The organism is Pseudomonas tritici, from assembly GCF_014268275.3.
Lineage (GTDB): Bacteria > Pseudomonadota > Gammaproteobacteria > Pseudomonadales > Pseudomonadaceae > Aquipseudomonas > Aquipseudomonas tritici.
The window spans coordinates 5,839,080-5,850,897 of the sequence record NZ_CP077084.1; the positions used below are offsets into that span (position 1 = coordinate 5,839,080).

The 11,818-nt window shown below is 61.4% G+C and carries 9 protein-coding genes; 5 read left to right on the forward strand and 4 right to left on the reverse strand.

What is annotated here, in order from left to right; genetic code table 11:
- Positions 1 to 17 precede the first annotated feature (17 nt).
- The gene (locus HU722_RS26865) at positions 18 to 2,012 is read right to left on the reverse strand and encodes a PAS domain-containing sensor histidine kinase (protein ID WP_065880131.1); all 1,995 of its coding nucleotides are present in this window, start codon (positions 2,010 to 2,012) and stop codon (positions 18 to 20) included.
- 77 nt (positions 2,013 to 2,089) lie between these two features.
- On the opposite strand from HU722_RS26865, the gene HU722_RS26870 reads away from it, so the two are divergent.
- On the forward strand, positions 2,090 to 3,064 hold the full coding sequence (locus HU722_RS26870) for an alpha/beta hydrolase family protein (RefSeq protein WP_065880132.1): 975 nt from the start codon (positions 2,090 to 2,092) through the stop codon (positions 3,062 to 3,064).
- 140 nt (positions 3,065 to 3,204) lie between these two features.
- On the opposite strand, the gene HU722_RS26875 is transcribed toward HU722_RS26870, so the two are convergent.
- From HU722_RS26875 to HU722_RS26885, 3 genes are read right to left on the reverse strand one after another with little or no spacing between them, the layout of a single operon-like run.
- The gene (locus HU722_RS26875; protein ID WP_065871782.1) at positions 3,205 to 3,972 is read right to left on the reverse strand and encodes a TerB family tellurite resistance protein; all 768 of its coding nucleotides are present in this window, start codon (positions 3,970 to 3,972) and stop codon (positions 3,205 to 3,207) included.
- Between the two features lies 1 nt (position 3,973).
- Complete coding sequence (murU, locus tag HU722_RS26880; RefSeq protein WP_065871783.1) at positions 3,974 to 4,648, reverse strand: N-acetylmuramate alpha-1-phosphate uridylyltransferase MurU; 675 nt, start codon at positions 4,646 to 4,648, stop codon at positions 3,974 to 3,976.
- Positions 4,645 to 5,670, reverse strand: a complete 1,026-nt coding sequence (locus HU722_RS26885; protein ID WP_065880133.1) for an aminoglycoside phosphotransferase family protein — start codon at positions 5,668 to 5,670, stop codon at positions 4,645 to 4,647. Before HU722_RS26885 ends, murU begins: the two co-directional genes overlap by 4 nt.
- Positions 5,671 to 5,800: 130 nt before the next feature.
- Here HU722_RS26885 and HU722_RS26890 point away from each other — a divergent pair, with 130 nt between their 5' ends.
- From HU722_RS26890 to rsmA, 4 genes are read left to right on the forward strand one after another with little or no spacing between them, the layout of a single operon-like run.
- A complete protein-coding gene (locus HU722_RS26890) occupies positions 5,801 to 8,611 on the forward strand; it encodes an LPS-assembly protein LptD (protein WP_065880134.1) in 2,811 nt (936 codons plus the stop codon).
- Positions 8,586 to 9,926 carry a peptidylprolyl isomerase gene (locus HU722_RS26895; protein WP_065891384.1) on the forward strand — a complete coding sequence of 447 codons (1,341 nt, stop codon included), beginning with the start codon at positions 8,586 to 8,588 and terminating at the stop codon, positions 9,924 to 9,926. Before HU722_RS26890 ends, HU722_RS26895 begins: the two co-directional genes overlap by 26 nt.
- On the forward strand, positions 9,923 to 10,912 hold the full coding sequence (gene pdxA, locus HU722_RS26900) for a 4-hydroxythreonine-4-phosphate dehydrogenase PdxA (RefSeq protein ID WP_065891383.1): 990 nt from the start codon (positions 9,923 to 9,925) through the stop codon (positions 10,910 to 10,912). The genes HU722_RS26895 and pdxA overlap by 4 nt, the downstream gene beginning before the upstream one ends.
- Positions 10,909 to 11,721: a 16S rRNA (adenine(1518)-N(6)/adenine(1519)-N(6))-dimethyltransferase RsmA gene (gene rsmA, locus HU722_RS26905; protein WP_065891382.1), complete on the forward strand. Its 813-nt coding sequence runs from the start codon at positions 10,909 to 10,911 to the stop codon at positions 11,719 to 11,721. Before pdxA ends, rsmA begins: the two co-directional genes overlap by 4 nt.
- The last annotated feature ends 97 nt before the right edge of the window (positions 11,722 to 11,818 follow it).

Consider the following 11,818-nt stretch of genomic DNA (forward strand, 5'->3'; position numbering starts at 1 on the left):
GGGACTTCCTCTTGGTGTTATGCATCCAACGGCACCGTGACACTCAGGGTGGTGCCCTCCCCCAATTCGCTGTCCAGGCTCAGTTGCCCGCCCATGATCAGCACCCGCTCGCGCATGCCCACCAGGCCAAACGACACCGGGCGCCCCTGGGCCTGGACGAAACCGACGCCATCGTCGCTGATGGTCAGCCGCAAATCGGTGCCCTCGACGGCGAGGGTCAGCTCCACAGTATGCGCCTGGGCATGACGCATCACATTGGTCAGCGCCTCCTGCAGGATCCGGAATAGGCCAATGGCCTTGGCATCGCTGAGGGCCGGCAGGTTATCCGGGACTTGTACCAGGCAGGGAATTTGCGTGCGGGCTTCGAAGCGCCGGGCCTGCCATTCGATGGCCGAGGCAATGCCGGCATCGAGAATCGGCGGGCGCAGCGCCGTCGCCACATCGCGCACCAGTTGGAATAGCTGCGCGATCAGGCGCTTCATGCTGTTCAAGCGATCATGCAAACCAGGGTCGAGTTGCGCATAGCTCAGCTCGCACATTGAGGTCTCGAGCTTGAGCACCGTGAGCATTTGCCCAAGTTCGTCGTGCACCTCACGGGCGATGCGCGCCTTTTCTTCTTCGCGCACGGTTTCCAGGTGGGCGGACAGCTCGCGCAATTGCGCTTCACTTTGCAGCAAGGCCGCCAGGGTACGGCGTAGCTCAGTGACATCGTTGAGGTAGACCACCAGGTATTCGGCCTCGGCAAAACGCAGGAAGCTCAAGGACACGTTGGTCGGCAGGATGCTGCCGTCTGCACGCAGGCAATCGGTGGCGAAATTCTGCGGACCGTCTTCGCTGGCCCGCGCGCGCTTCCACAGGTTGAGCCAGCGGTCCATATGCAGGCTTGGATCAAGGTCGACCAACGGCCGCTCGATCAACGCACCGGGGCCGTAGCCGAGCATGCTTTCGGCCGCCCGATTGGCGTAGCGCACATGGCTGTCCCAGTTGACCCAGAGGATGCCGACAGTGCTTTGGTCGATGGAAAACTGCGTCAAGCGCAAGGCTTCGGCACCGGCGGCGCGGGCCGCGCTTTCTTCGCGGGCGGCCAGCAAGCCGTGTTCCAGCACCCGCTGCTGGCGACGCTGCCAGAACACAGTGGCCAGGCTGGCGAGCAACAACAAGCTCAGCAACAGGCTTAGGTTTTGCCACAGTCCTGGGGATTCTGTGAGGTGTGGGTATTTGGGTTGCAGCCAGCGGCTGTGCAGTTGGTCCAGGTCGCGGGCTGGGATGGCGCGCAAGGCGCTTTCCATGATGCTGGCCAACTCTGGCCATTCCCGCCGCGTAGCCACCCGCAGCAATTGCGGCAGGCCAATATCGCCCACCACCGCCAGCCCGGCGAATTCCGCTTCGCCGGACAAACGGCTCAATTGCGCTTCGTCCACCACCGCGTAGCGTGCCTGCTGGCTCACCAGCAACTGCAGAGCCTGGCGCTCCATGGGCACGCCTTGCAGGTTGAGGCCGGGATAGGTGCTGCGCAGGTAATCGGCCACGGCGCTGGGCATGCGCACGGCGACGCGGGATTGCTCATCGAGTTTTTCCAACTCCACGGCCCCACCGCCATCGCGGATACCGACAATGTGCTGCGGCACGCGCATATAAGGGTCGGTGAACAACCACAGACGCAAACCGGCAGGGGTTTGTTGCAGGCCGGGGGCGATGTCCACTTCGCCGTCGCGTACGGCGGCCTCCAACTGCTCCTGATTGGGGAAGTTACGCCACGTCAGCTCGATGTTCAGCGCCTTGGCCAACCCTTGCATCAACTCGACATTGGCCCCGGACAGCCGCTGCAAACGCCGATCGTATTGCGCGTAAGGTGCCTGCAACACCAGGCCCACCCGCAGCTCCGGGTGTTGGGCCAGCCATTCGCGTTGCTGCACATCAAGCTGCGCCTGGGGAACGGCGGGCGCAGGGGCGGCGTTTGCCATCAAGGCAAGGCACAAACAGCCGATAACCAGCAGACAGCGAAAACCCATGATCCACGTCTCACATCACTGACAAACACTGACCAACCCATTAGGCTGCTGGAATCACTTCTGGCCGGGAATTAACGATGCCCTTTTTCCACCGTTCGGCACTGCCAGCATTGTGCCTGTCGCTGCTTTTTACCAGTGCCTTTTCTGTACAGGCCGCTGACGCCCCTGAGCCTGCCGCAGAAAAACCCGTCGAGCGCCAGCCTTTGCCTGAGCGCAGCCTCGCAGAAGCCAGCGCCCTGGAACGCAAAATCCCGCAACAGGAGCAGCAACAATTGCAGGCAGGCAGCGATTCATTCCTCGCCCTGTGGAAACCGGCCAACAGTGCCGAACCCGAAGGCGTGGTGATTATCGTACCGGGCGCCGGCGAGAATGCTGACTGGCCGCAAGCGATCAGTCCGTTGCGGCACAAATTGCCGGATGCCAACTGGGGTAGCCTCAGCCTGTCGTTGCCGGACGTGAGCGTGGATACCCTGCCGCCGCGCGTGATGGAAGCGCCCAAGGCCACCGTCGATACCAGCAGCAAGGAAGCGAGCACCGCCGACAAACCCATCGAACAGGCTGCCAGCGCTGAGGCCGAGGGCACTGACCCGGCAGTGGTTCCTGGGTCCGATGAGCAGGACAAAACCGATGCTTCGCGCATTTTTGCCCGCATCGACGCTGCCGTGGCCTTCGCCCAGACCCAGAGCGCGCGCAGTGTGGTGCTGGTCGGCCATGGCACCGGCGCCTGGTGGGCGGCGCGTTATTTGAGCGAGAAGCAGCCGTCCCAAGTGCAGAAGTTCGTCATGGTCGCGGCGCAGACGCCAACCGGGCGCCATCCGGACATCCAGCAGCTGGCCCCCGGCCTGAAGCTGCCGACCGCCGATGTGTTCTATCAAGATGACCCGCAGTTACGCAAAAACGCCCTGGCCCGCGCCCAGGCGGCCAAGCGTTTGAAGAATGACGGTTATAAACAGGTGTCGTTGACAGCCTTGCCCGGCAACAGCGCGGCTGAGCAGGAGCAGTTGTATCGACGGATTCGCGGGTGGTTGAGCCCGCAGGCGACAGCTGACTGAAACCGGATTGGCAACCCGGTCGAAATGTGGGAGCTGGCTTGCCTGCGATGGCGGGCTATCAGTGCCAAAGGCTTTGCTGACCCGCCGCTATCGCAGGCAAGCCAGCGCCCACAGTAGATCGGTTTTTCACGCAAAAATAATCAGCGAAAATCCCGCCGTTCGCGAATCAATGCATAGGCATTGTGCAGTTCGCGCGTGCGCTCGGTGGCTTCATGCACTTGCGCAGCGCTCGCGCCACTGCCGGCAACCTTGTCCGGGTGATGGCGGCTGAGCAGGCGGCGATAAGCGCGCTTGATCACCGACGGTTCGGTGGTGGCCGTCACACCCAGCAAGCGCAGCGCGTCCTGATAGGTGGGCCCACGACTGACCAGCGGCTTACGCTCCGGTGTGTAGTCGGCGGCCAGCGCCTGGAGCTGTTGCGGCGTCCAGCCCAGCCATTTGCCCCACAGGTCGATCAAGTCACGCTCGGCGTCATCCGCCTTGCCATCTGCCCAGACCATGCGCCAGCACGCGCGCAATACCCCTTCCGCCGCATGGGGTTGCGCCTTGAGCACACGCAAATAGCGGCGCACCCGATCGGAGCCGGCCTTGCCACGATTGAACGCTGCGATGGCACGACGCTGGGCTGACTCGGTCATGTCCAGCGAGCGCATCTCCTGACGCGCCTGTTGAATATGTCCGTCCACCACTCGCCCATTGCTCTTGGCCAAACGCCCCAGCAACACAAACAACAGCTCGTCATTACGCAACGCCGGGCGCCCGCCCAGTCGCTCGCGCAACTGCGCCCAGCTTTGCAGTTGCAGGCGACGGTCCAGCGCCTGCCCCAACAGCGCACCCAACAAGGCCCCCGGAATACTGGCTATGGCAAAGCCAGCCCCCGCGCCGATCAGCGTCCCTGGCCACAGCATGTTACTGCCCCGCTGTCAGCAGGGTTTCGACTTGCGCCAGGCGCTCCAGCGTGCCGACATCAATCCAGCGTCCCGCCATGTGTTCCCCCGTTACCAGACCTTTAGCCATGGCCGCCCGCAACAGCGGCGCCAGCTTGAAGGCACCCGCACTGCAACCCGCGAACAGCTTGGGGTCGAGCACTGAAATGCCACTGAAGGTCAGGTTATCGGCACCGGCCGCAGCATCATGAAGCAAACCTTGATCAAGGTAGAAATCGCCACCTGAAGGGTGATGCGCCGGGTTGTCGACCATCACCAGATGGGCCAGGCCCTTGAGCGGTCGCTTGAGTTGGGTGAAGTCGTAGTCGGTCCAGATATCGCCATTGACCACCAGGAAGGGTTCGTCGCCCAACAACGGCAATGCCTGGAAAATCCCACCGCCGGTTTCCAGCGGCTCGCCCTCGGGGGAGTAACGGATGCGCAAGCCAAACTGCGCGCCGTCCCCCAGATAATGTTCAATCTGCTGGCCGAGCCAGGCATGGTTTATCACGATGTCAGTGAAGCCGGCCTTGGCCAACGCCTCCAAGTGATACTCGATCAGACGCTTGCCGCCGGCCTGCACCAGCGGCTTGGGCGTGTGCAACGTGAGCGGACGCATCCGCTCACCTTTGCCTGCGGCCAGGATCATCGCCTTCATACGCTTGCCTCGGCAGGTGGGCGCAGGCTGGCCAGCAATTCACCCAGTTCGCTCAACTCCGGGCGATCCGCCAATACCGCTTCTATATAAGCAAAGAAGCGCGGCACGTCGGCCAGGTAGCGTGGCTTGCCGTCGCGATGGCAGATGCGTGCGAAAATACCGATCACCTTGAGGTGGCGCTGCACGCCCATCAGGTCGCTGGCACACAGGAAGTCGTCGAAATCGGCCTGCACCGGGATGCCCAGTCGTCCCGCGCGCTCCCAATAGCCGCGCTGCCATTCCCGCACGCGGGCCTGGGGCCAACTGAGGAAGGCGTCCTTGAACAGGCAGGTGATGTCGTAGGTCACCGGGCCGTAGACCGCGTCCTGAAAATCCAGCACGCCGGGGTTCGGCTCGCTGATCATCAGGTTGCGTGGCATATAGTCGCGGTGCACCAGCACCTTCGGCTGCGCCAGGGCACTGTTGATCAGGTGGTCACTGACGCGCTGCCAGAGCGCCCGCTGTTGCGTATCGAGTTCGATACCCAGATGGCGACGCACGTACCACTCCGGGAACAATTCGAGCTCACGGCGCAGCAGAGCAACGTCATAGCTTGGCAATGGCGCGTCCATCGGCAACTGCTGGAAAGCCAGCAAGGCATCGATGGCTTCAGCAAACAAGGGGTCGGCGTTTTTGTCGTCAATCACGTCCAGATAGGTTTTTCTGCCCAGGTCATTGAGCAAAAGAAAGCCTCGCGGCAAATCTTCTGCATAAATTTTTGGAACATTTATCCCTGACTTCGCCAGCAAATGTGCGATATCGACGAAAGGTTTGCAGTTTTCCTGGGGGGGGGGCGCATCCATTACCACGAATGTATGACCGCCACCTTCCCAACGGAAATAGCGCCTGAAACTCGCGTCGCTGCTGGCCGCGGTCAATGTGGCCGGGGGTACGGCACCCCAGCCTTGAGCGTTGAAAAGGATCGGCAACTGCTCATCCAGCCAGACTTGCAGCTGTTGTAAACGTAGATCTTGCTCGGGCATTACAAGGGTCTCCGACGGCGCTAGCCGTCAAGCGGGGCATGCTTTATTATCACGCATCTTTTTCAGACCATCGAGAGGCGTGCGGCCCAAACCGCGGGCAGATGGCACGCAGGAAGCCCGGACTAATAAGATGGCATTGAAATCCCCCGCGTTTCGTAGAAAATTTCCGTTGCTGGTAACCGGCAGTCTGCTGGCCTTGCAACCCTTCGCCACCTCATTCGTGGTCGCCGCGGAACAGTATGACTGCTCAGTCTCTGCTTCGGGTGCCTGGGATTGCGCGCCGAAAACCGCCGCAGCCCCTCTGCCACCACGCCCGGTGCATGACGGCGCAGCCGTCAGCTCCGCCAACAGCACGGCGCAAGCCGATGCTGGCGGCAAAGCCGAGGCCGTGCCGCAGACCGCACTGGTCACCGATTCCAAGGGCCGTGGCCTGCGCTCGCGCAGCGCCGACTACAGCCACCTGGACTGGGTACCGCGCGACAAACTGACCGCCGCACAGTTGGCCGAAACCGGCCCGTACTGCGGCGGTGCGTACATCGAGCCGATTCGTCCTGGCATGAACGACAAGACGAACAAGAGCGATGCGCCCACCTTCATCGGTGCCAAAGCCTCGCGTTACGAGCAGGAGTCGCAAGTCGCGACCCTGGCCGGTGACGTCGTCATGCGCCAAGGCAGCATGCAGCTGGAGTCCGAAGAAGCCAGCCTGTACCAGGCCGAGAACCGTGGCGAGCTGAATGGCAAAGTCCGTCTGCGCGACAACGGTGCACTGATCGTCGGCGACCATGCCGAAGTGCAACTCGACACCGGCGCCGCCCAGATCGACAACGCCGAATACGTGCTGCACAAGTCACGTATCCGCGGTAACGCGCTGTACGCCAAGCGTGCCGAAAACGCGATCATCCGTCTCAAGGACGGTACGTACACGACGTGCGAGCCAGACAGCAACGCCTGGCAGCTGCGAGGCAACAACATCACGTTGAACCCGGCCACCGGCTTCGGTACGGCTACCAACGCGACGCTGCGGATCAAGAACATCCCGATCCTGTACACCCCTTACATCTATTTCCCGATCGACGACCGTCGTCAATCCGGCTTCCTGCCACCGAGCTTCAGCAGCGGCAGCGAAACCGGCTTTACCCTGGTTACGCCGTACTACTTCAACCTGGCGCCAAACTACGACGCCACGTTGTACCCGCAATACATGACCAAGCGCGGCATGATGATGGAAGGCGAATTCCGCTACCTCACCAAGTCCAGCGAAGGTCAGTTCGGCGGTGCGTACCTGAACGACGACAACGACGAGCGCAAGCGTCAGACCGATTACGAAAAAACCCGCTACATGCTCAACTGGCAACACCAGGGCGGGTTGGATTCGCGTGTAATGACCCAGGTCGACTACACAACGATCAGCGATCCTTACTACTTCCAGGACCTCAAGTCCTACCAGGAAGGTGTCGAGAGTCGCGACTACGTCAACCAGCAGGGCTCCGTGACGTATCGCGGCGACACCTTCCAGGCTCGCTTGAACCTGCAGGCCTACCAGCTGGCGACGATTTCCCAGGTCACCCCGTATGACCGCCTGCCGCAGATCACCTTCAACGGTACCCTGCCGTACCACCCAGGTGGCCTGAACTTCAGCTACGAGACCGAAGCCGTACGCTTCGACCGCGACCTGGAAAACGGCAACTTCACCAATGAAAACGGGGACATCGAGCGTCGCCTGGACACCTACGTCCGTGGCCTGACCCGTGCCAACGGTACCCGCCTGAACGTGGCGCCGGCCGTTGAATACCCGATGAACTGGACCTACGGTTTCGTCACGCCGAAGCTCAAGTACGTGTACACCAAGTACGACCTGGACCTGGACAACATCGGCAAGAACCAGATCGTTGCGGATCAAGCTGCAGCAACCGCAGCCAACCCGTACGCGGGCGGCACGTTCAAAAGCTCCCAGGACCGTGCGGTTCCGATCGCCAGCGTAGACAGCGGCCTGTACTTCGACCGCAATACCAACTGGTTCGGCAAAGATTATCGCCAGACCCTCGAGCCGCGTGCGTTCTACCTGTATGTGCCGAACAAGGACCAGGCTGATATCCCGGTCTTCGACACCAGCGAGTACTCGTTCAGCTACGCGTCGTTGTTCCGCGACAACCGTTTCAGCGGCTCCGACCGTATCGGCGACGAGAACAAGCTGTCCCTGGGCTTGACCAGCCGCTGGATCGAAGACAACGGCTTCGAACGTCAGCGCGTAGCCATTGGCCAGGCGCTGTACTTCAAGGATCGTGAAGTTCAACTGCCGGGCATCCTGGCCGCTGACCGTGCCGATGCACAATCGGACGTATCGCCAGTCGCCCTGGACTACGAGTTCCGCTTCAACCGCGATTGGCGTGCCACTGCCGACTACAACTGGGACACCGAGGAACACAGTCCTCGTTCCGGCAGCGCGATGCTTCACTACCAGCCGGAAGACAACCCGAACAAGATCATCAACGTCGGTTATCGCTATCGTAACGACCAAGTCGTCTACAACCAGCTGACCGGCAAATGGCAGTTCGGTGGTGACTACGGCCAGCCAGGCGACGCGAACTACGTGAAGGATTACTACAAAATCCAACAACACGACTTCTCGATGATGTGGCCGATCATTCCTCAGTGGAACCTGATCACCCGCTGGCAGTATGACTACGCTCGCAACCGTACCCTGGAAGCCTTCGGTGGTTTCGAGTACGACAACTGCTGCTGGAAACTGCGCCTCATCAACCGTTACTGGGTTTCCAACGACGAATACAGCCAGATCGCCCCGCTTAACGAAAAGGGTGACCACGGGCTCTTCCTGCAAATCGTCCTCAAAGGACTCGGCGGCCTGACCGGCGCCAAGGTAGAGAGCTTCCTCGACAAAGGCATTGAAGGTTATCGTGAACGTGAAAACCAAGCTTTCTGATTGTCTGCGCCCGCTAGTGCTGGGCGCGCTGTTCCTGGGGACCGCATCGGCGCACGCTGCGGTTCAACAGCTGGATAAGGTAGTGGCCATCGTCGATAACGACGTGATCATGCAGAGCCAACTGGACCAACGCGTCAAGGAAGTCCAGCAAACCATCGCCAAACGTGGCGGTGGCGTGCCACCGACCAGCGTCCTGGACCAACAGGTTCTGGAACGCCTGATCGTCGAAAACCTGCAATTGCAGATCGGTGATCGCTCCGGCATCCGTATTTCGGACGAAGAACTGAACCAGGCGGTAGGCACCATTGCCCAGCGCAACAACATGAGCATTGACCAGTTCCGTGCAGCTTTGGCCCACGACGGTTTGTCCTATGAGGACGCCCGTGACCAGATCCGCCGTGAAATGATCATCAGCCGTGTGCGCCAGCGCCGTGTTGCCGAGCGGGTTCAGGTGTCGGAGCAGGAAGTGAAGAACTTCCTGGCGTCGGACCTGGGCAAGATGCAGCTTTCCGAAGAACTGCACCTGGCCAACATCCTGATCCCTACCCCGGACAGCGCCAACTCTGAGCAGCTCAATGCAGCCGCAGCTAAAACCCAGGCTATTTATGAGCGCTTGAAGGCCGGTGCCGACTTCGCCCAAATGGCGATTGCTCAGTCCGGCAGCGACAACGCCCTCGAAGGCGGTGACATGGGCTGGCGTAAAGCCGCTCAATTGCCGCCGCCGTTCGACCGCGAGCTGAGCGCCATGGAAGTGGGTGGCATTACTCAGCCAGCCCGCACCCCAGGCGGCTTTATCATTCTCAAGTTGCTGGAAAAACGCGGCGGCGAGACCTCGCTGAAAGACGAAGTACACGTTCGTCACATCCTGGTCAAACCAAGCGAAATCCGCACCGAAGCGCAAACCAAGGAACTGGCCCAGAAGATCTATGACCGCATCGAAAGCGGTGAAGACTTTGCCACCCTGGCCAAAAGCTTCTCGGAAGACCCGGGTTCTGCCCTCAACGGCGGCGACCTGAACTGGATCGACCCGAAAGCCTTGGTGCCAGAGTTCCAGCAAGTGATGGCCGATACTCCGCAAGGTGTGCTGTCCAAGCCGTTCAAGACCCAATATGGCTGGCATGTGCTGGAAGTCCTTGGCCGTCGCGCCACCGACAACACCAACCAGGCCCGCGAGCAACAAGCACTGAACGTATTGCGTAACCGCAAATACGACGAAGAGCTGCAAACCTGGCTGCGTCAGATCCGCGATGAAGCCTACGTTGAGAACAAGCTGCCAGGCGCCGAGCAAACAGGCACCGACCAGGCTACTCAGTGAAACCCCAGCGTTTCGCGGTGACACCCGGCGAGCCGGCCGGCATTGGTCCTGACCTGTGCCTGCTGCTCGCCTCGCAATCCCAGCCACACCCCCTGATCGCCATTACCAGCCGTGACCTGCTCCTCGAGCGGGCCGCGCAGCTGGGTGTGGCCGTCAATGTGCTGGACGTGGCGCCGGGTTACTGGCCCGACCTGCCCGCTCCCGCCGGCAGCCTGTATGTGTGGGACACCCCGCTGCAGGCCAAGGTAGTGGCCGGGCAACTGGACAAGGCCAATGCGGCGTTCGTGCTGGAAACCCTGACTCGCGCAGGGCAAGGCTGCATCGACGGCGACTTCGCCGGCATGATCACCGCCCCAGTGCACAAGGGCGTGATCAATGAGTCTGGCATCGCCTTTTCCGGCCATACCGAATTCCTTGCCGAGCTGACCCACACCGCTCAAGTCGTCATGATGCTGGCCACGCGCGGCCTGCGAGTCGCCCTGGTGACCACGCACCTGCCCCTGCGTGAGATTGCGGACGCCATCACTGCCGAACGTTTGGAGCGTGTGACGCGCATCCTGCATGCCGACCTGCAACAGAAATTCGGCATTGCCCAGCCGCGCATCCTGGTCTGTGGGCTCAACCCCCACGCGGGTGAAGGCGGCCACTTGGGCCATGAAGAAATCGACATCATCGAACCAACCCTGGAGCGTCTGCGCCAAGAAGGCATGGACCTGCGTGGCCCACTGCCTGCGGACACTCTGTTTACCCCCAAATATCTGGAGCACTGCGATGCAGTGCTGGCGATGTACCACGACCAGGGGCTGCCGGTGCTTAAATACAAAGGCTTCGGCGCCGCCGTCAACGTGACACTGGGCCTGCCGATCATCCGGACGTCCGTCGACCATGGCACCGCCCTGGACCTGGCGGGCAGCGGCAAGATCGATACCGGCAGCCTGCACGTGGCCCTGGAAACCGCCTATCAGATGGCCGAGACCCGTATATGACCGAGCATTACCAACACCGGGCGCGTAAGCGCTTCGGGCAAAACTTCCTGCACGACGCTGGCGTGATCGACCGTATCCTGCGCTCTATCCATGCCAAGCCCGAAGACCGCCTACTGGAAATCGGCCCGGGCCAGGGCGCACTGACCAAAGGCCTGCTTAACAGTGGCGGCCAACTGGATGTGGTTGAGTTGGACAAGGACCTGATCCCGATCCTCAACCAGCAGTTCGCCGACAAGCCCAACTTCAACCTGCATCAGGGCGATGCACTGAAGTTCGACTTCAACAGCCTCAACGCAGCGCCCAATAGCCTGCGGGTGGTGGGCAACCTGCCATACAACATCTCCACGCCGCTGATCTTCCACCTGCTGAACAACGCCGGGATCATCCGCGACATGCACTTCATGCTGCAAAAGGAAGTGGTCGAGCGCCTGGCTGCAGGGCCTGGTGGTGGTGATTGGGGTCGTTTGTCAATCATGGTTCAGTACCACTGCCGCGTCGAACACCTGTTCAACGTCGGGCCCGGCGCGTTCAACCCACCGCCGAAGGTCGACTCGGCCATCGTGCGCCTGGTGCCTCACGCCGTGCTGCCCCACCCGGCCAAGGATCACAAATTGCTGGAGCGAGTCGTGCGCGAAGCGTTCAACCAGCGCCGCAAAACCTTGCGCAATACACTCAAGAACCTGCTGAGCACCGCTGAAATCGAAGCTGCTGGCGTCGACGGCAGCCTGCGCCCCGAGCAACTGGACCTGGCGGCGTTCGTGCGCCTGGCCGACCAGCTTGCCATCCAGCCTGCGCCAGCCGCGGACTGAAGCCGGCCGTACCTGGGCCAGACACCATGTCTGGCCTAGTGCCCCGTTCTTGGCCTAGACTGACCCGCATCTGCTGTCCTCCGCTTTTGCTTTTAAG